The organism is Nocardioides sp. Z38_18 (genome assembly GCF_058215695.1).
The window spans coordinates 1,091,612-1,109,420 of sequence record NZ_JBZAJE010000001.1 but is presented as its reverse complement, the minus strand read 5'-3'; the positions used below and the strand labels follow the sequence as shown (position 1 = coordinate 1,109,420).

General features: G+C 70.7%; 19 protein-coding genes. 8 read left to right on the top strand and 11 right to left on the bottom strand.

Annotated features, from left to right (window positions below; all coding sequences use genetic code 11):
* Positions 1 to 54: 54 nt before the first annotated feature.
* Positions 55 to 711: a metallophosphoesterase family protein gene (locus AC4BGC_RS05225; protein WP_490554660.1), complete on the top strand. Its 657-nt coding sequence runs from the start codon at positions 55 to 57 to the stop codon at positions 709 to 711.
* Positions 708 to 1,565 carry a hypothetical protein gene (locus AC4BGC_RS05220; RefSeq protein WP_490545515.1) on the top strand — a complete coding sequence of 286 codons (858 nt, stop codon included), beginning with the start codon at positions 708 to 710 and terminating at the stop codon, positions 1,563 to 1,565. Before AC4BGC_RS05225 ends, AC4BGC_RS05220 begins: the two co-directional genes overlap by 4 nt.
* Positions 1,566 to 1,600: 35 nt before the next feature.
* On the opposite strand, the gene AC4BGC_RS05215 is transcribed toward AC4BGC_RS05220, so the two are convergent.
* The 7 genes from AC4BGC_RS05215 to AC4BGC_RS05185 form a co-directional block, all read right to left on the bottom strand.
* Positions 1,601 to 2,788 (bottom strand): ABC transporter ATP-binding protein, encoded by a 1,188-nt coding sequence (locus AC4BGC_RS05215; RefSeq protein ID WP_490545516.1) that lies wholly within the window; start codon positions 2,786 to 2,788, stop codon positions 1,601 to 1,603.
* A 30-nt stretch (positions 2,789 to 2,818) separates the two neighbouring features.
* Positions 2,819 to 3,658: a carbohydrate ABC transporter permease gene (locus AC4BGC_RS05210; RefSeq protein ID WP_490545518.1), complete on the bottom strand. Its 840-nt coding sequence runs from the start codon at positions 3,656 to 3,658 to the stop codon at positions 2,819 to 2,821.
* The gene (locus AC4BGC_RS05205; protein WP_490545520.1) at positions 3,655 to 4,584 is read right to left on the bottom strand and encodes a carbohydrate ABC transporter permease; all 930 of its coding nucleotides are present in this window, start codon (positions 4,582 to 4,584) and stop codon (positions 3,655 to 3,657) included. The genes AC4BGC_RS05210 and AC4BGC_RS05205 overlap by 4 nt, the downstream gene beginning before the upstream one ends.
* A complete protein-coding gene (locus tag AC4BGC_RS05200; protein WP_490554659.1) occupies positions 4,581 to 5,849 on the bottom strand; it encodes an ABC transporter substrate-binding protein in 1,269 nt (422 codons plus the stop codon). The genes AC4BGC_RS05205 and AC4BGC_RS05200 overlap by 4 nt, the downstream gene beginning before the upstream one ends.
* Positions 5,850 to 5,947: 98 nt before the next feature.
* A complete protein-coding gene (locus tag AC4BGC_RS05195; RefSeq protein ID WP_490554658.1) occupies positions 5,948 to 7,618 on the bottom strand; it encodes a glycoside hydrolase family 13 protein in 1,671 nt (556 codons plus the stop codon).
* Positions 7,615 to 8,166 (bottom strand): DUF1697 domain-containing protein, encoded by a 552-nt coding sequence (locus tag AC4BGC_RS05190; protein WP_490554657.1) that lies wholly within the window; start codon positions 8,164 to 8,166, stop codon positions 7,615 to 7,617. Before AC4BGC_RS05190 ends, AC4BGC_RS05195 begins: the two co-directional genes overlap by 4 nt.
* Before the next feature lie 4 nt (positions 8,167 to 8,170).
* Positions 8,171 to 9,364, bottom strand: coding sequence for a homogentisate 1,2-dioxygenase (locus AC4BGC_RS05185; RefSeq protein ID WP_490554656.1), 1,194 nt, complete (start codon positions 9,362 to 9,364; stop codon positions 8,171 to 8,173).
* Positions 9,365 to 9,402: 38 nt separating this feature from the next.
* Between AC4BGC_RS05185 and AC4BGC_RS05180 the strand changes: the two genes are divergently transcribed.
* Both AC4BGC_RS05180 and fahA read left to right on the top strand, forming a co-directional pair.
* Positions 9,403 to 10,218: a hypothetical protein gene (locus tag AC4BGC_RS05180; RefSeq protein WP_490554655.1), complete on the top strand. Its 816-nt coding sequence runs from the start codon at positions 9,403 to 9,405 to the stop codon at positions 10,216 to 10,218.
* Positions 10,215 to 11,384: a fumarylacetoacetase gene (fahA, locus tag AC4BGC_RS05175; protein ID WP_490554654.1), complete on the top strand. Its 1,170-nt coding sequence runs from the start codon at positions 10,215 to 10,217 to the stop codon at positions 11,382 to 11,384. The genes AC4BGC_RS05180 and fahA overlap by 4 nt, the downstream gene beginning before the upstream one ends.
* Here the strand turns inward: fahA and AC4BGC_RS05170 are convergent.
* Together AC4BGC_RS05170 and AC4BGC_RS05165 are read right to left on the bottom strand one after the other, a co-directional pair.
* Complete coding sequence (locus tag AC4BGC_RS05170) at positions 11,377 to 12,126, bottom strand: VOC family protein (protein WP_490554653.1); 750 nt, start codon at positions 12,124 to 12,126, stop codon at positions 11,377 to 11,379. The two genes, fahA and AC4BGC_RS05170, sit on opposite strands and share 8 nt — an antisense overlap.
* 54 nt (positions 12,127 to 12,180) lie before the next feature.
* Positions 12,181 to 13,059 carry an AurF N-oxygenase family protein gene (locus tag AC4BGC_RS05165; RefSeq protein ID WP_490545534.1) on the bottom strand — a complete coding sequence of 293 codons (879 nt, stop codon included), beginning with the start codon at positions 13,057 to 13,059 and terminating at the stop codon, positions 12,181 to 12,183.
* 63 nt (positions 13,060 to 13,122) lie between these two features.
* Here AC4BGC_RS05165 and AC4BGC_RS05160 point away from each other — a divergent pair, with 63 nt between their 5' ends.
* Genes AC4BGC_RS05160 through AC4BGC_RS05150 form a run of 3 tightly spaced genes read left to right on the top strand, consistent with a single transcriptional unit; the run spans position 13,123 to position 14,238 of the window.
* The gene (locus AC4BGC_RS05160; protein ID WP_490545535.1) at positions 13,123 to 13,818 is read left to right on the top strand and encodes a TetR/AcrR family transcriptional regulator; all 696 of its coding nucleotides are present in this window, start codon (positions 13,123 to 13,125) and stop codon (positions 13,816 to 13,818) included.
* On the top strand, positions 13,815 to 14,081 hold the full coding sequence (locus AC4BGC_RS05155) for a DUF4873 domain-containing protein (protein WP_490554652.1): 267 nt from the start codon (positions 13,815 to 13,817) through the stop codon (positions 14,079 to 14,081). The genes AC4BGC_RS05160 and AC4BGC_RS05155 overlap by 4 nt, the downstream gene beginning before the upstream one ends.
* A 10-nt stretch (positions 14,082 to 14,091) precedes the next feature.
* Positions 14,092 to 14,238 (top strand): hypothetical protein, encoded by a 147-nt coding sequence (locus AC4BGC_RS05150; protein WP_490554651.1) that lies wholly within the window; start codon positions 14,092 to 14,094, stop codon positions 14,236 to 14,238.
* An 18-nt stretch (positions 14,239 to 14,256) separates the two neighbouring features.
* On the opposite strand, the gene hppD is transcribed toward AC4BGC_RS05150, so the two are convergent.
* Positions 14,257 to 15,453 carry a 4-hydroxyphenylpyruvate dioxygenase gene (gene hppD, locus AC4BGC_RS05145; protein ID WP_490554650.1) on the bottom strand — a complete coding sequence of 399 codons (1,197 nt, stop codon included), beginning with the start codon at positions 15,451 to 15,453 and terminating at the stop codon, positions 14,257 to 14,259.
* Between the two features lie 82 nt (positions 15,454 to 15,535).
* On the opposite strand from hppD, the gene AC4BGC_RS05140 reads away from it, so the two are divergent.
* Positions 15,536 to 16,006 (top strand): Lrp/AsnC family transcriptional regulator, encoded by a 471-nt coding sequence (locus AC4BGC_RS05140; RefSeq protein ID WP_490545541.1) that lies wholly within the window; start codon positions 15,536 to 15,538, stop codon positions 16,004 to 16,006.
* A gap of 10 nt (positions 16,007 to 16,016) precedes the next feature.
* Here the strand turns inward: AC4BGC_RS05140 and AC4BGC_RS05135 are convergent, their stop codons facing one another.
* On the bottom strand, positions 16,017 to 17,807 hold the full coding sequence (locus AC4BGC_RS05135; protein WP_490554649.1) for a DEAD/DEAH box helicase: 1,791 nt from the start codon (positions 17,805 to 17,807) through the stop codon (positions 16,017 to 16,019).
* Positions 17,808 to 17,809 lie beyond the last annotated feature (2 nt).

Sequence of the window (17,809 nt, the reverse complement as noted above, 5' to 3'; positions counted from 1 at the left end):
CTTTTACTGTCAACGACGGGTGCGGCCCATGTCTCCCCCGGCTAGTGTCGAGGCATGGTCCGCGGCCTGGTGATTGCCGACGAGGAGGCTCCACCCCTCCGACCCGAGACGCTGCGCGACCTCGCGCCCGATGTCGTCCTCGCGGCCGGCGACCTGTCCTGGGACTACCTCGAGTACGTCGCCTCCGCGACCGACGTGCCGATGGTGTTCGTGCCCGGCAACCACGACCCCGAGCCGGACCGTCCCAGGCGCGGGCTCAACGGCAGCTACACCGTGGCCGGCCTTCACTGCGACGGGCCGCGGCCCCAGGGCGCGACCAACGCCGACCAGCTGGTGCTGCAGGTCGCGGGGCTGCGCATCGCCGGGCTGGGCGGCTGCGTGCGCTACCGGCCCGGGCCCAACCAGTACACCCAGGGCGAGTACGACCGGCGTGCCCGCCGCCTGCTGCGCCGGGCGAGGAGGGCCGGGCCGGTCGACGTGCTGCTCACGCACGCGCCGCCCCTGGGCCTGGGTGACGGCGAGGACAAGGCCCACGAGGGCATCCGCGCGCTGCACCACGTGCTCGCCCGGATCGAGCCGACCTGGCACCTGCACGGTCACGTCCACCCCTACGGCCAACCGATGCCCGACCGGCAGGTCGGCCCGACGACGATCCGCAACGTGATCCCCTGGAAGCTGATCGAGATCGAGCCCCGGCCCGGCGCCCGATGAGGAGCACCGGGTCGCCGCGCGCCGACGCCGAGAACGACTTCCTGCGCGCCCGCCGGCACCAGGTGCTGTCCTCGCTGGCGGCGTGGATGCGCTCGGACGCCGCCAAGGACAGCGGCCGGACACTGTCGTTCACCGAGGTCGTGGACGCACTCGGGCGACGCGGTGAGCGTTCGCTCGGCCTCCAGGTGATCCCGGTGGACTCCATCGTCGGGTCGGTGGACAAGGTGCGCGACTTCGACCGCCGCTTCCGGCCCACCTCCGACCGGAGCCGGCAGCGGTGGGAGCGGATGGCGCTCAAGACGCGCCAGGGGCACGCGTTCCCGCCGATCGACGTCTACAAGCTCGGCCACCTCTACTTCGTCCGCGACGGCCACCACCGCGTCTCCATCGCACGCGCCATGGGAACCCGCGAGATCGAGGCCTACGTGACCGAGATCGACACCGTGATCGACACCGAGGGGATCGGTGGCAGCCGCGACCTCGACGCCAAGAGCTGGGGGCTCCGCTTCCTGCAGCGGGTGCCCCTCGACGCCACGCGGCGCACGGAGATCAACTGCTCCGACCCGGCGACCTACCACCAGCTCGCCGAGATGGTCGAGGCCTGGGCCTGCCGGCTGATGCACTCCGAGGGCGCCTACTTCGACAAGGCGACGATGGCGCGGCGGTGGTTCGACGAGGAGTACAAGCCCGTCCTGGCGATGATCGACGAGGCCGGCGTACGCGGTCCCGACGAGTCCGGGGCCGACGCCTACGTGCGCGTGGCCGGTGAGCGCTACCGGCTGATCCGCGAGCACGAGTGGAACCGCGAGGTGATGCAGCGGCTCGCGGAGAAGGGCCGCTCACGGCGTCGGTGAACCGCCCTCCCCCAGATCCTCAGATGGTCGAGGTCTCAGCTGTGCGCTGCGTGAGCTCCCACGGGCTGGGCGGTCAGGTTCGCCCCGCTCTCGGCGTCGAAGATCGACATCTTCTCCGTGTCGACCCACAGCGTGGCCTCGGTACCGGCCCGGACCTTCGCGGCCGCGTCCAGCCGGGCGTTCACCTGGGTGCCCTCGCCGTGCATGTCCTGGCCGGCGTCCGCCGCCAGGTCCTGCAGGTCGCGGGAGGCCGCCTCGCCACGCACGGTGAAGTAGGCGTAGACGTCGGAGCCCATGGACTCGACGAGGTCGACCGGCACGGTCACGGTCGCGCCGGGCGCATCCCCCACCAGGGCTGCGTCCTCGAAGTGCTCCGGACGCAGGCCGAGGATCACCTCACGGCCCTTGCTCTGCTCGCTCGCGCGGCGCACGCGGTCCGACATCGGCAGGGTGCCCAGGCCACAGCGCAGGCTGTCCCCCTCGATCGTGGCGGGCAGGAAGTTCATCGCAGGGCTGCCGATGAAGCCGGCGACGAAGAGGTTCGTCGGGTTCTGGTAGAGGTCGGTCGGGGAGCCGACCTGCTGCATCACGCCACCGCGCAGCACCACCACCCGGTCACCCAGCGTCATCGCCTCGGTCTGGTCGTGGGTGACGTAGAGCGTCGTGGTGCCCAGGGTCTTCTGGATCCGCGCGACCTGCGTGCGCATCTGCACCCGCAGCTTGGCATCGAGGTTGGACAGCGGCTCGTCCATCAGGAACGCCTTGGGGTTGCGGACGATCGCGCGCCCCATGGCGACGCGCTGCCGCTGGCCGCCGGAGAGGTTGGCGGGCTTGCGGTCCAGGTGCGCGGTCAGCTCCAGCATCTCCGCCGCCTCGTCGACCTTGGCCTTGATCGTCGCCTTGTCGACGCCTGCCAGGGTGAGCGGGAACGCCATGTTCTCTCCCACCGTCATGTGCGGGTAGAGCGCGTAGGACTGGAAGACCATCGCGATGTCGCGGTCCTTGGGGGCCTTGTCGTTGACCACGACGCCGTCGATGCTCAGCGTCCCCTGGGTGATGTCCTCGAGGCCGGCCACCATGTTGAGCAGCGTCGACTTGCCGCAGCCCGAGGGCCCCACCAGGATGATGAACTCGCCGTCGGCGATGCTCAGGCTGAAGTCGTCGACCGCCAGAGCCCCGTCCGGGTAGCGCTTGACGACGTGGTCCAAAACGATTTCTGCCACGAGGTGCTCCTTTGCTCGAGGTCGCGGGCCTCAGCCCTTGACCGCGCCCGACGTGAGGCCAGCGACGATGCGACGCTGGAAGAACAGGACGAAGAGAACGATCGGGATCGTGATGATCACGCCCGCGGCGGCGATCGCCGCGGTGGGCTTCTCGAACGTCGTGGCGCCGGTGAAGTAGGACATCGCCGCCGGCACCGTGCGCGCGTTGTTGGTCGAGGTCAGCGAGATCGCGAACAGGAAGTCGTTCCAGCAGGCGATGAACACCAGGATCGCGGTGGTGAAGACACCCGGCATGGCCAGCGGCGCGATCACCTTGCGGAACGCCTGGTACGGCGTCGCGCCGTCCATCTTCGCTGCCTTCTCCAGCTCCCAGGGGATCTCCCGGAAGAACGCCGAGAGGGTGTAGATGCCCAGCGGCAACGCGAAGGTGATGTAGGGCAGGATCAGGCCGGGCCAGGTGTCGAAGATCCCCACGGCGGTCTCGATCTTGAACAGCGGGGTCACCAGGGCGATCTGCGGGAACATCGAGATCAGCAGCGACATCGCCACGATCGCCTGCTTGCCCGGGAAGTCCAGCCGCGCGATGGCGTACGCCGCCATGGTGCCCAGGATGAGCGCGACGAACGTCGAGATCAGGCAGATGCCGATCGAGTTGATCAGCGCTCGCAGGAACGTGTCGTTGCTGAAGATCTCGGAGTAGGCCTCGGTGGTGGGCTTGGTGGCGATGAAGTTGCCGTCGTTGATGGTGTCGCCGCCCTTGAGGGACAGCGAGATGATCCACACGATCGGGATGAAGGCGTAGAGCAGGACGATGGTGTTGATCGCTGCCCAGCCGTACTTCTTGCCGGTGGTCTCGGTCTGCGCACTCATCGGGTCTCCCCCTGCCCGGGCGCCGCGGCCCCGAAGAGCTTGATGAACAGGAACGCGATGATCGCGATCGTGATGAAGATGAGCACCGACATCGTGGATCCGATGCCGAGGTTGAGACCTCTGATCAGGTTGTTGTAGGCGACGATGGAGACCGACGAGGTGTCGTTGGCGCCGTTGGTGAGCACGAAGATGTTGTCGAATATTCGGAACGCGTCCAGGGTGCGGAACAGCAGCGCCACCAGGATGGAGGGCTTGATCAGCGGGATGGTGATCTTCCAGAACCGCTGCCACGGCGTGGCCCCGTCCATCGAGGCTGCCTTGAGGAGGTCCTCGGGCACGAGGGCCAGGCCGGCCATCAGCAGCAGTGCCATGAACGGCACCGTCTTCCAGACCTCGGCGAGCAGGATGATCCACAAGGAGGGCCATCGCTCGGTCAGCGGCGCGGAGTCACCGGCGAGCCAGCCGAGTCCCTGGGTCCACGCGAACCGCCAGGAGAACGCCGCCACCACGGTCACGATCGCGTAGGGCACCAGCGCCGAGGTGCGCACCAGCCCGCGGCCCACGATGGTGCGGTGCATCACCACCGCGAGGGCCATGCCGAGGATGAGCTCGAGGGTGGCACCCAGCACGGTCAGGAACATGGTGACGCCGAAGGCGGTCCACCAGATCGAGCTGCTCAGCACGGTGACGTAGTTGTCGAACCCGATGAACTCGTTGGCGTCCGGGGTGCGCAGGTCGGCGCGGAAGAACGAGAGGTAGATCGCGTAGAGGATCGGGTAGGCGGTCACCAGGAGCATCACGAACACGGCGGGCGCGCAGAGCAGCATCCCCAGCCGCTGCTCGGCCCGCTTGCCCTCGCTGGCGCGGGTCCTGGCGATCTCGACGCCCTCGTCGTCCTGGTCGGTGCGGGTGATGGTCGCGCTCACGGCAGGATCCCCTTTCCGTCGATCGCCTGCTGGATCTTGTCCTCGAGCTCCGCGGCCGTCTTCTTCGGATCGATGGCGCTCGGCGGGGACAACGTGGTCGACACGATCGTCGAGACGTTCTGGTAGAGCGGGGTGATCGGCCGCGGGACTGCGGTCTTCAGGGACTCCAGGAGGACGTCGCCCATCGGGTAGGCCTCCTTGAACTCCGGCATCTCGTAGACGCTCGGCGCCACCGGAGGCTCACCCGCGTCAAGAGACGTGCGCAGCTGGTTCTCCGGCGAACGCAGGCACATCGCCGCGTCGAACGCCTCCTTCGGGTGCTTGGAGAACTCGCTGACCGCGAAGTTCATCCCGCCCAGCGTGGCCTTGGCCGGCGTACCGGGCTTGAACTCCGGGAGCGGCGCGAACCCGAGGTCTTCGGCGACCTTCTCGTTGGCGCCCTTCATCGCGGAGAGCACGTAGGGCCAGTTCACGATGAACGCCGCCTCGCCGTTCTGCAGCTGGGCGAACAGCTCGGGCTCCTGGCTGTTGGACAGGGACTTGCTGGCCAGCCCGTCGCGCGCCAGGTCGCGGATGATCTTGAGCGCGTCGACCGTCTCCTCGTTGACCGTCACCTTGGTGCTGTCCTCGTTGACCAACGTGCCGCCCATCGAGGACAGCACGGTGTTGAACGCCACCACGAAGCCTTCGTACTGCGCTGCGGTGATCCCGATGACGTAGGGCTTGCCCTCCGACTTCAGCTTCTTCGCCGCCGCGATCACGTCGTCCCAGGTCTTGGGGGCCTCGGGCACCAGCGACTTGCGGTACCAGAGCAGCTGGACGTTGGTGTGCTTCGGGATGCCGTAGAGCTTGTCCTTCCACATGGCGGTGTCGATCGTCGCCTCGAGCGTGTCCTTGGTGGCCTCGGCCTTCTGCGCCGCGGTGAGCTCGCGGATCCAGCCGGCCTCGGCGAACTCCGCCGTCCAGGTCACGTCCATGCCCAGCAGGTCGAGGCTGTCGTCCTTGGCGGCGAGCCGCCGGACGAACTGCTCGCGCTGGCCGTCGGCGTCGCTGGGCAGCAGGTTGCCGACGATCTTGTACTTGCCCTCGGCCTTGGTGTTGCAGTCGTCGAGGATCTTCTCGAAGCCCGCGGCGGACGCGCCGCCGTACAGGTTGATCACGGGCACCCCGCTGTCGGAGCTGCCGCACGCCGCCAGCAACGCGCTGGCGGTGACACCCGCGCAGACCGACGCCGCCAACTTCTGGAACCTGGGTCGCGCACTCATCAGCTTGCTCCCTCCGACTCCCGACAGTCGTGTGACCTGGGTCACATACGGCACTGAACCTAGTGCTCGGGGATCGGAGGCGCAAGGACCGCCGGGATTCAGTTACCGATCAGCAACCAGACCGCGGTGTCGGTCGGGACACCCTGCGAGGAGTCGAAGTCCTCACTGGCCACGAGCACCTCGGCGCCGTCGGGCAGGGGCACGCTCGCCTCACCCAGGTTGGCGATCACGCGCAGGGTCGCGTCCGCCGTACTGACGTCGAAGGCGAGGGCGTCGGGCCCTGCATCGACCCAGCTGAGCTCTCCCCGGCCGGGCCGGTGCTCACGACGCAGCCGGAGCAGGGTGCGGTAGAGCTCCAGCGTGGATCCCGCGACCCCGGTCTGCCGGTCGACGGCGAGCTCGCCGTACTCCTTGGGCTGCGGCAGCCACGAGCGGCCCGAGGGACCGAAGCCGTACGCCGGGGCGTCACCCTCCCAGGGGATCGGGACGCGGCAACCGTCGCGACCACGCGAGGTGTGGCCGGACTTCTCCCAGGTCGGGTCCTCGCGGACCTCGTCGGGCAGCTCGGTCGCCTCGGGAAGGCCCAGCTCCTCGCCCTGGTAGAGGTAGGAGCAACCCGGCAGCGCCAGCATCACCGTGGTGGCGGCCCGGGCGCGACGCAGCCCGAGCACGGCGTCCGGCTGCGGGTCGTCGGCGCCGATGCCCGCCATCCGGACCCGGCCCGGCACCGCCTCGTAGCCCAGCCTGCTGGCGTGCCGCACCACGTCGTGGTTGGACAGCACCCAGGTCTGCGGGGAGCCGCTGTCCGCGACGGCCTCCAACGAGGCCTGGATCTCCTGCTTGAGGGCACCGGCGATCCACGGGCTCATCAGGAAGGCGAAGTTGAAGGACTGGTGCAGCTCGCCGGGGCGGACGTACGCCGCCAGCGCGTCCGCCGGCACCACCCACGCCTCCGCGCACAGGATGCGATCGGAGTCCGCACCCTCGACGGCGTAGGAGTCGGTGACCTTGCGCCAGCGGCGGTAGATGTCGTGCACGCCGGGCTGGTCCCACATCGGCAGGTCGGAGGTGCGGTCGGTCCCCTCGATCTCGTGACCGGGAGGAGCGTCGGGCAGCCCCTGGGCCTTGACCAGGCCGTGGGCCACGTCGATCCGGAAGCCGTCCGCCCCGCGGTCGAGCCAGAACCTGAGCACCGACTCCATCTCGTCGCCCACCTCGGGGTTGTCCCAGTCGAAGTCGGGCTGGGTGACGTCGAAGAGGTGGAGGTACCACTGCCCCGGGGAGCCGTCGGGCTCGGTCACCCGCTCCCACGCGGGACCACCGAAGTTGCTGACCCAGTTGTTCGGGGCTTCGTCCCCGTCGGTGCCCCTGCCGTCGCGGAACACGTAGCGCGCCCGGGCCGCGCTACCGGGCGGGGAGGCGAGCGCCTCCTGGAACCACGGGTGCTCGCTGGAGGAGTGGTTCGGGACGATGTCGACCATCACCCGCAGGCCGAGCTCGTGGGCACGCTCGATCAGGGCGTCGGCGTCGGCGAGCGTGCCGAACCGGGGATCGACGTCGCGGTAGTCGGCGACGTCGTAGCCCGCGTCGTGCTGGGGCGAGGTGTAGAACGGCGAGAGCCACACCGCGTCCACACCGAGCTCGACCAGGTAGGGCAGCCGGGCCGTGATGCCGGGCAGGTCACCGAGTCCGTCGCCGTCGGAGTCCGCCCACGAGCGCGGGTAGATCTGGTAGATGACGGCGTCACGCCACCACTGCTGCTTGGTCATTGGCCCCACTTCTCGGTCAGCTTGGCTATCACCGTCAGGCTACGGGTGGTGGCGACGCCGAGACGACGCTCCAGCGCGGAGTTGCTGGACGACGCCACCTCGTTGTAGGGCTTGGCGATCAGCAGGTGCACCGCCCGCCGGCCGACCCGCAGCTGCGCGCCCGGGAGCGACTGCGCCTCCACCTCGGCGGCGAGACCGGCGTCCGGTGGAGTCGCGAGCAGGGTCAGGTGGTGCCCGGTGAGATCGCCGTGCGCGTCGTCGTACTCCGCACGGAACGCGAGTGCCTCCGCGTGCGTCTCGGCCAGCTCGGCCGGTGTCATCAGCACCACCGGCACGGCGAACCCGCGGTCCTCGAGCACCGTCTTCTCCACGGCGGCGGTCACCTTGGCCGGGGACCGCATCCCCGTGCGCAGCAGCACGTTGCCCGTCTGGATGTGGGTCTGCACGTCCTCGAAGCCCGCAGCCGTCAGGGCACTGCGCAGCTCGGCCATCGGGTACTGCCGCTTGCCCACGTTGATGGCACGCAGGAACGCGATGAAGGTCGGCACGGCGTCAGTCCCGCGCCCAGGTCCAGGCGTACGCCGGGTCCTCGACCGCCAGCCCGGCCTCACCCAGCTCGAGGGGCCGGAAGGTGTCCACCATGACGGCCAGCTCGTCGAAGTACTCCACCCCGATGGAGGCCTCGATCGTGCTCGGCTGCGGACCGTGCGCGTGACCGCCCGGGTGCAGCGAGATCGAGCCGATCCCGATGCCGGATCCCTTGCGGGCCTCGTAGTCGCCGTCGACGTAGAACATCACCTCGTCGGAGTCGACGTTGGAGTGGTAGTACGGCACCGGGATCGACTGCTCGTGGTAGTCGACCTTGCGGGGACAGAAGTTGCAGATCACGAAGTTGTGGCCCTCGAAGACCTGGTGCACCGGTGGCGGCTGGTGGATCTTGCCGGTGATCGGCATGAAGTCCTCGACGTTGAAGGTCCACGGGTAGAGGCAGCCGTCCCAGCCGACCACGTCGAAGGGATGCGTCGCACAGGTGATCCGCGAGCCGACCAGCCCGGCCCCGCCTGCCGACCTGCCACGGTGCTTGACGAGCACCTCGACGTCCGTGCCCTCCACGAGCAGCGGGTCGGTGGGGCCGTACAGGTCGCGCTCGCAGTACGGCGCGTGCTCGAGGAGCTGGCCGTACTTGGAGAGGTAGCGCTTCGGCGGCGCGATGTGGCTCTCCGCCTCGATGGCGTAGAGCCGGCTCTGCTCGGCCGGGACCCACCGGTGCGTGGTCGCCCGAGGGATCACGACGTAGTCACCGGTGCGGTAGGCCACCACCCCGAAGACGGTCTCGACGGTGCCGCTCCCGCGCTCCACGAAGACGCACTCGTCGCCTACCGCGTTGCGGTAGAGCGGCGATGGCTCGTCGGTGACGACGTAGCTGATCCGCACGTCGGCGTTGCCCAACACCAGCCTGCGCCCGGTCACGGCGTCCACCCCCGCGGCGTCACCGCCCACGGCCAGGTCATGCAGCTTCAGGTGCCGCGGCTTGAGTGGATGGTTGGGCGTGGTGGCCTGGTCGGGCAGCTCCCACACCTGGCTGTCCACGATGGCCGACGGGACACCACGGTGGTAGAGCAGCGAGGAGTCCGAGGAGAATCCCTCCTCCCCCATCAGCTCCTCGTGGCGGAGTGCGCCGTGGTCGTCTCGGAAGGCGGTGTGCCGGGTGCGAGGAACCTCGCCCACGGATCGGTAGTAAGCCACACCCGCAGCCTGTCCCCTCGTCCTCTAGCGTGGCAACCGTGAGCACCACCGACGCCACCTTCGCTGCCTTCGTCGACGACGCGAGCGCACTGCTCCCCGACGAGCCCGTCTCCCTGGCAGAGGCGATGTCCGCCTACGGCACCCGGACCGAGGACTCCCGCCAGGGCAGCTTCGTGGTGCGCGACACCGACCTGCCGCACCTGCGGGGGTTCCAGGGCCCGGTGACGGTCGTGACCACCGGTGGTGCGGGACACCTCGCCGGCCCCGCGGGGCTGTGCAAGCGACTGGGCCTGCACCTCACCCGGCTGCACGTCACGCTGCGCGACCCCGGCGACCTGCGGGGCAACGCGAGACGGGTGCTCGCCGCGGTCGACGACGCTCTGGCCGCGGGGGACCTCGACGACAGCACCGAGGTCTGCATCGAGGTCCCGCCCTCCGGGTCGGAATCGGGCTGGCTCGCGGCCGCGGACGAGGTCGCGGCGGCCGAGCACCTGCTCGCGCTGCGCCTCGCCACCGGGGACACCCCCGTGCCCGCGGACACGCTGGTGTCGTGGATCGACGCGTCCCTGGACCGCGAGACGCCCTTCACGGTGCACGGGCTGGCCCGCGCCCTGCCCACGGCAGCGCCCGTCCCCGGCTTCCTGAACGTGCTCGTCGCCACCCAGCTCCTCTTCGACGGCGGCAGCGACCCGGTCGGGGCGCTGGCCGAGACCGACGCGACGGCACTGCTCGCCCGGACGACCCCGGAGGACCTCGAGCGTGCCCGGCGGTGGTTCACCACGTTCGCCTCCGACGACGTGGAGGCCTCGCTGCACGACCTCACCGAGCTGCCCGACGAGTGGGCCGGCCGGTGACCTCCTGGGTCGCAGGTGCGGCCGGGTCGGCGTACGACGTGGACAACCTGCCGTACGGCGTGTTCTCCACCCCCGGGACCGCGGCCCGTATGGGGGTCCGCATCGGCGACCACGTCCTCGACGTCGCCGCGGCCGGCGGGGACCCCGTCCTGGCCCAGGGGTCCCTGGACGCCTTCCTGGCCGCCGGGCGGGAGGTCTGGACGGCCACGCGCGCGTGGCTGGTCGGCCTGCTCGGCCACGAGCAGCACCGCGCCCGGGTGGAGCCGGCGCTGGTCCCGCTGGACGAGGTCACGATGCACCCGCCGTTCACCGTCGCGGACTACGTCGACTTCTACTGCTCCGTGCAGCACGCGACCAACGTGGGCCGGATCTTCCGTCCGGACGCAGAGCCGCTGAGCCCGCAGTGGCGGCACCTGCCGATCGGCTACCACGGGCGTGCGGGCACCGTCGTCATCTCCGGCACCGACGTACGCCGCCCCCGGGGCCAGCGTCGCTCCCGCAGCGGCTCACCCGCCTTCGGCCCGACCCGCCGCCTCGACATCGAGGCCGAGCTCGGCTTCGTCGTGGGCACCCCCTCCCGGATGGGAGAGCAGGTGCCCACGGACGCGTTCGCCGACCACGTCTTCGGCGTCACGCTGCTCAACGACTGGTCGGCGCGCGACATCCAGGCCTGGGAGTCGGTGCCGCTGGGGCCGTTCCTCGGCAAGTCGTTCGCCACCTCGATCAGCCCGTGGATCACTCCGCTCGCCGCCCTGGAGTCCGCGCGGGTGCCGCTGCCGGGGCAGGACCCCGAGCCGCTGGAGTACCTCCGGGTGCAGGAGCCGGCCGGCTACGACATCGACATCGAGATCGACCTCGGCGGCGAGGTGGTCAGCCGGCCGCCGTACGCCTCGATGTACTGGTCGCCCGCGCAGATGCTCGCCCACATCACCGTCAACGGGGCGTCGCTGCGCACCGGCGACCTCTACGGGAGCGGCACGGTGTCAGGTGACGAGCCGGGCCAGCGGGGCTCCTTCCTCGAGCTCAGCTGGGGCGGCCGGGAGCCGTTCGCCGGTGGGCACACCTTCCTCGAGGACGGCGAGACCGTGACCCTGCGCGCCACCGCGCCCGGTGCCCTCGGTGGCCGGATCGCGCTGGGCGAGGTGACCGGCACCGTCGTCAGCTGAGCCCGCGCCGCTGGGTCTGCTCCGGTGAGTTCACCGTGACGCAGAAGGCCTGCCCGGCCGGGTCCCGCAGCACGTGCCACCCACCGTGCCCCCTGCCGAGGTCGGCAGCGCCGAGGGCGACCAGCCGGCGTACCTCCGCCTCGAGGTCGTCGGTGCCGTGGTCGAGATGCGCGCGCACCTCGCCGTCCGGCTCGTCCAGGCGCTGGAACAGCAGCTGCAGCGGCGATCCGGCGTCGTCGTGCCACTTGCCGGCGAACTCCCTGGCCGAGGACCCGAACCAGTGGCCGCCGAGCAGCGCTCGCCAGAACCCGACCTCGGCGTCGTGCTTCGCGACCGGCGAGTCGATGCACACCTGCACCAGCCGGGAGCGGTGCCCATCGGGCCAGGTCACCGGTTCCGGCGGGGTGCGGCCGGGCTGGCCGAGGACGCAGAACGGCAGGCCCCCGGGCGAGCGCAGCGTCTGCCACTCCCCGTTCGCACCCAGCGCTTCCGCACCCAGCGCGATCGCTGTCGCCACAGTCGCATCGGGGTGCGCGGACTCGACGTCGAGATGGATCCGCGGCGGCCCGTCCACCTGCTGGAGATGGACGTAGGCCTCGCCCTGCGGGGGCTCGAAGCTGCGCAGCTCGGGATGCCCCGGCCACGACTCGCCGGCCGGCCAGCCGAGCACCTCACCCCAGAATCCCGCTGTCGCCGCGTGCGAGTCGGCCGGGACGTCGATCACCGTGTGCAGCCACGCCATCGGGCCACCCTAGGACGCGGCAGAGCCCCGGGGAATGCCGTCATCCCGCCCCGGTCACCCCAGGAGCAGCGACCCGCGCCAGACCTTCTCCTGGTGTCCGGGCAGCAGCCGGTTCTGCTTGAGGAACGCCAGCGGCTTCTCCCCCATCCACTGCATCGTCGCGCGGTAGTGCGGGTTGCCCAGGGCCGCCCGGCGGCCGACCCGCGGTTCGATCCCGACGCTGCGGTAGATCTCGGGGTTGACCAGCGAGCGGGCCACCATGAAGCAGGTCTGCGCGGTGAGCACCTGCTGGCGCAGCAGCCCGGCTCCGGACTGGCCCGCCATCTGCTTGCGGACCTCGTCGCGGGCGAACGTCATGTGCCGGGCCTCCTCGAGGACGTGGATCCGCGCCACCATCCGCGTCACCGGCTGCACCCGCTCGTCGTTCATCAGGTCGCGCTGCCAGGTGTCGAGGATCTCCTCGGCCACCAGGATCGAGGCGTAGGCGCTCGGCCCGCGCACGACGGCGTTGAAGAGCCGCCCGAGGCGGTGCACCGACGCGGGCGGGCCGTACGCCGGGACGCCGAAGTGCGCGATCGACTTGCCGAACATCGTGGAGTGCCGGCACTCGTCGGCCACCTCGGTCAGGGCGTAGTGCATGTGCGCGGACGTGGGGTCGTCGTCGTACGCGTCCCGGAGCATCATCTGCATCAGCAGGAGCTCGAACCACAGCCCCACGCTGGCGATGGAGGCGACCTCGTGCCGCGACAGCTCGAGTCGCTGCTCGTGGGTCAGCCGGTCCCACAGCTCGGTGCCGAACAGCGACATCCGCTCCGGCTGCATCCCCCACAGGTCGGGGTCGATGGGCGCCTCCCAGTCGATGTCGACGTCGGGGTCGTAGGAGTGCCGGGCCGAGGACCTCAGCAGCCGCTCGGGGACGGACGTGGCGGACATTGACGCCTCCTGAATCGCAGTAACCGTTACTTCCAGTAACAGATATCGGCTACTGTCGGTCACATGGCCCGCCACGTCAAGGACTCTGCCGACACCGGCCCGGCGCACGACGACCGCCGCAGCACCCGGTGGGACGACCACCGCGAGACCCGGCGCGCCGACCTGGTCGAGGCGGCGGTGGCCGCGATCGACGAGCACGGTCCCGGCGCCAGCATCGCGGAGATCGCCGCGTCGGCCGGGGTGAGCAAGCCGGTGCTCTACCGCTACTTCTCCGACAAGGACGACCTCTACCGCGCCGTCGGGGCGTGGGGCGCCCAGCAGGTGATCGACGGGCTGCTGCCCGTGCTGCTCAGCGACACTCCCGTCCGCTCGCGCGTGGAGAAGGCCTGCTCGGCGTACCTCACCCTGATCGCCGCGCACCCGCACGTGTTCTTCCTGCTGGTCGAGCACCCGACCAGCGACGACCCCCTCGCGGACGGCAGGGAGATGGTCGCGGCCACGATCAGCCGCACCCTCGGGGACGCCCTGCGGGACCTCGGCGTCGACGCTGCCGGGGCCGAGCCGTGGGCGCACGGCCTGGTCGGGCTCGGGCTCTCCACCGGCGAGTGGTGGCTGCGACGCAGGACGATGAGCCGGGCGGCGGTCTCGCGGTACCTGAGCTCGTTCGTGTGGCACGCCTTCGAGGGCATCGCCGCCGAGCACGGCGTCAAGGTCGACAGCCGGGGCCGGCTGCGACTCGTGGGCGAGGCGACTCCGTGAGCAGCCACGAGCCCCGCGAGTCCTACGACGGGCCGGCGACCCTCGACGACCTGGAGGTGGAGGTGCGCCTGCGCGGCTGCTTCCAGCCGATCGACGGGCGGTTCCACTGGTGGGGCCGCGTCGACCGGGAGGCAATCCTGCCGCACGCCTCGGGCGCCACGGTCACGGTCGCAACCCCCCACGGCCGGGCCGAGGGCCGGCTCTCCGACGTCGACCCGTGGGGACGCTTCCGGATCACCGGGACTGGCCGACCACCCTTCTGAGGGCGCTCCCGTGGAGCGCCCGGTCGCGTCCGCGGCGTACTCCTTCGTGCGGTTCTGCGGCGGCGCCGTCGCCCCGTACGTCGCGCTGAAGCTCTTCGGGTCCGAGGAGACGACCGAGGACGACGCCGATGCGGTCCTGGTCGGCGACCTGGACTGACCCGGAAGGCGGCCGGACTCAGAGGTTGCCGCGCGCGTCCTGCTCGCGCTCGATCGCCTCGAAGAGCGCCTTGAAGTTGCCCTTGCCGAAGCCGAGCGAGCCGTGTCGCTCGATCAGCTCGAAGAACACCGTGGGCCGGTCCCCCAGCGGCTTGGTGAAGATCTGCAGCAGGTAGCCGTCCTCGTCGCGGTCCACCAGGATCCCGCGGCGCTGCAGCTCCTCGATCGGCACGCGCACGTGGCCGATCCGGGCACGCAGCTCGGGGTCCTCGTAGTAGGAGGCAGGCGTGCTGAGGAACTCCACGCCGTTGGCACGCAGCGCGTCGACCGAGCCGAGGATGTCGTTGGTCGCGAGGGCGAGGTGCTGGGCACCGGCACCGCGGTAGAACTCGAGGTACTCGTCGATCTGAGAGCGCTTCCGGGCGACGGCCGGCTCGTTGAGCGGGAACTTCACCCGGTGGTTGCCGCTCGCGACGACCTTGCTCATCAGCGCGGAGTAGTCGGTGGCGATGTCGTCTCCGATGAACTCGGCCAGGTTGGTGAAGCCCATCACCCGGTTGTAGAACCCCACCCACTCGTCCATCCGCCCCAGCTCGACGTTGCCGACGATGTGGTCCAGCGCCTGAAAGAGTCGCTTCGGCTCGCCGTCGCGCTTCACCCAGGTGGACTCGGCGGCGACGTAGCCGGGGAGGTAGGGCCCGTCGTACCCGGAACGGTCGACGAGGGTGTGCCGCGTCTCGCCGTACGTGGCGATGGCGGCCGTCCGGATGGTGCCGTGCTCGTCGGTGACGTCCTCCGGCTCGCGGACGACCCGGGCGCCGGCCCGGCGCGCCTGGGCGATGCAGCGGTCGACGTCGGGCACCTCGAGGGCGATGTCGACCACGCCGTCCCCGTGGCGGCGGTGGTGGTCGGCCAGCTCGCTGGCGGGGTCCACCGCCCCGTTGAGCACGAACCGGATCGACCCGGAGCGCAGCACGAACGACTTGTGGTCCCGGTTGCCGTGCTCGGGACCGGAGTAGGCGACCAGCTCCATCCCCCACGCGGACTGGTAGTAGTGCGCGGCCTGGGTCGCGTTGCCCACCACGAACACGATCGCGTCCCACCCGGTCACGGGGAACACGTCACGCTCCTCGTCGTACTCCACGAGGCCGACCAACTGCTTGAGCTGGTCGAGGGTCAGGTCGGCGCGGATCTCTTCGGGCGTCAGCGAGCTCATGCACCCAAGCGTCGCCACGGACGACAACTTGTGCAACGCTCACCCGACACACTGCACAACCTGTACAGCAAGGAGCCATCTCGTGGACCTTCTCGACCGCACCCTGATCGAGCTGTTCGCCGCCGAGCCCCGGGTCGGTGTCCTGGAGGCCTCCCGGCGCCTCGGCGTCGCGCGGGGCACCGTCCAGGCCCGGCTCGACCGGCTGCAGCGCGACGGGATCGTGTCCGGCTGGGGGCCGCAGCTCGAGCCGGCCGCGCTGGAGCACCCGGTGACGGCGTTCCTGACCCTGGAGCTGCGGCAGGCGGGTGCCGGTGGCCACGACGCGGTCGGGCGACACCTCGCCACCATCCCCGAGCTGCTCGAGGCCTGCACCATCACCGGCCCCGGAGACATGTGGTGCCGGGTGGTGGCGCGGTCCAACACCGACCTGCAGCGGGTGATCGACCAGGTGCTGGCCCACGAGGCGATCGTGCGCTGCTCGACGGTGATCGCGCTGGCCACCCAGGTGCCGCACCGGGTGCTGCCACTGCTGAGCACCGTGGTGGGCGACTGAGGGGCGGGCCTCAGCCCTTGGTCGCCCACTCCCGGAGCAGGTCGATCCTCTTCGTCAGCTCATCGGCGCTCGCGGCAGCAGCAGCCGGTCCTCCGCACGCCTTGCGCAGTGCCGTGTGGGTGACCCCGTGCGGCTGGCCGGTGCGGTGGAACCATGCGGCGACGAGCCCGTTGAGCTCGCGCCGGAGCACCGCGAGGCGCTCGTGGGTGGCAACCTCCCGCGCCGCGGGCCGGTCCGCCTCGACCACCGGCGTACGCCGGCGCGCGCTCTGCCGGGTGCGGAGCAGGTCGCGCACCTGGTCGGCCTCGAGCAGCCCCGGGATGCCGAGGAAATCCATCTCCTCCTCGGAGCCCACGTGCACCTCGCCCTCGTGGCCGAACTCGGCGCCGTCGTAGAGCACCCGGTCGAACGTGGCCTGGGAGCCGAGCGCCTCGAACGGCACCAGGGCCTCGTCGCCGGACGCACTCTCGGCCTGCTGTGCCGCCTGCATCAGCGCGTCCTCGGCCGCGAAGATGTCACCCTCCTCGGTGATCTTGCGCTGGAGCACGTGGTCGCGCTCGACCTCCATCGCCGAGGCGTGCGAGAGCAGCATCGGCACCGACGGCACGAAGATCGACGCGGTCTCCCCGCGCTTGCGGGCACGCACGAAGCGCCCGATGGCCTGGGCGAAGAACAGCGGGGTCGAGGTGGTCGTCGCATAGACGCCCACCGCCAGGCGCGGGACGTCCACGCCCTCGGAGACCATCCGGACCGCCACCATCCAGCGCGACCCGTCCTCGGTGAACTTCGCGATCTTCTTCGACGCGGCCTTCTCGTCGGAGAGCACGACCGTCGGCTTCTCGCCGGTCACCGACGCCAGCACCGCGGCGTAGGCGCGCGCGGAGTCCTGGTCGGTCGCGATCACCAGTCCCCCGGCGTCCGGCACGTGGCGGCGCACCTCGGAGAGGCGCCGGTCCGCGGCCTCGAGCACGGAAGGGATCCAGGAACCCTTGGGATCGAGCGCAGTCCGCAGCGCCTGCGCCGTCAGGTCCTTGGTGAGCGGCTCCCCCAGGCGGGCCGCGATCTCGTCGCCGGCGCGGGTGCGCCACTGCAGCGTGCCGCTGTAGGCCATGAAGAGCACCGGGCGGACCACGTGGTCGGCGAGGGCCTGCGCGTACCCGTAGGTGTAGTCCGAGACCGACCTCGCCACCCCGTCCTCGTCCGGGGCGTAGGTCACGAACGGGATCGGGTTGATGTCGGAGCGGAACGGGGTTCCGGTCAGGGCGAGCCGGCGCCGGGCCGGCTCGAAGGCCTCGCGGATCGCGTCACCCCAGGCCTTGGCGTCACCCGCGTGGTGCACCTCGTCGAGGATCACCAGGGTGTTGAACCGCTCGGTGCGGATCCGGTGGGCCAGCGGGTTGGCCGCCACGCCGGCGTACGTCACCGCGATCCCGACGTAGTCGCTGCTGGCCTTGCCCTTGCGCCCGGCGTACGCCGGATCGAGCGCGATCCCGACCTTGGCAGCCGCCTCGGCCCACTGGGTCTTCAGGTGCTCGGTCGGCGCGACCACCGTGACCCGGTCCACGATGCGTCGCGAGAGCAGCTCGGCGGCGACCGTGAGCGCGAAGGTGGTCTTGCCGGCGCCCGGGGTCGCGACCGCGAGGAAGTCGCGCGGGGCCTTCTCGAAGTACGCCGTCAGCGCAGCCGTCTGCCAGGCTCGCAGCCTCGTCGCCGTCCCCCAGGCAGCGCGTGCCGGGTAGGCGGGTGGGAGATCGAGCGGGGCTGGCGGTGCGGGTTCGGTCGGAGGGTGTCCGTCAGTCACAG

Bases quoted from the DNA above. Each gene is read 5' to 3' on its own strand.
- AC4BGC_RS05225 (WP_490554660.1), top strand. From the start codon at position 55: ATGGTCCGCGGCCTGGTGATTGCCGACGAGGAGGCTCCACCCCTCCGA.
- AC4BGC_RS05220 (WP_490545515.1), top strand. From the start codon at position 708: ATGAGGAGCACCGGGTCGCCGCGCGCCGACGCCGAGAACGACTTCCTG.
- AC4BGC_RS05210 (WP_490545518.1), bottom strand. From the start codon at position 3,658: ATGAGTGCGCAGACCGAGACCACCGGCAAGAAGTACGGCTGGGCAGCG.
- AC4BGC_RS05200 (WP_490554659.1), bottom strand. From the start codon at position 5,849: ATGAGTGCGCGACCCAGGTTCCAGAAGTTGGCGGCGTCGGTCTGCGCG.
- AC4BGC_RS05195 (WP_490554658.1), bottom strand. From the start codon at position 7,618: ATGACCAAGCAGCAGTGGTGGCGTGACGCCGTCATCTACCAGATCTAC.
- AC4BGC_RS05170 (WP_490554653.1), bottom strand. From the start codon at position 12,126: ATGGCGTGGCTGCACACGGTGATCGACGTCCCGGCCGACTCGCACGCG.
- AC4BGC_RS05165 (WP_490545534.1), bottom strand. From the start codon at position 13,059: ATGTCCGCCACGTCCGTCCCCGAGCGGCTGCTGAGGTCCTCGGCCCGG.
- AC4BGC_RS05160 (WP_490545535.1), top strand. From the start codon at position 13,123: ATGGCCCGCCACGTCAAGGACTCTGCCGACACCGGCCCGGCGCACGAC.
- hppD (WP_490554650.1), bottom strand. From the start codon at position 15,453: ATGAGCTCGCTGACGCCCGAAGAGATCCGCGCCGACCTGACCCTCGAC.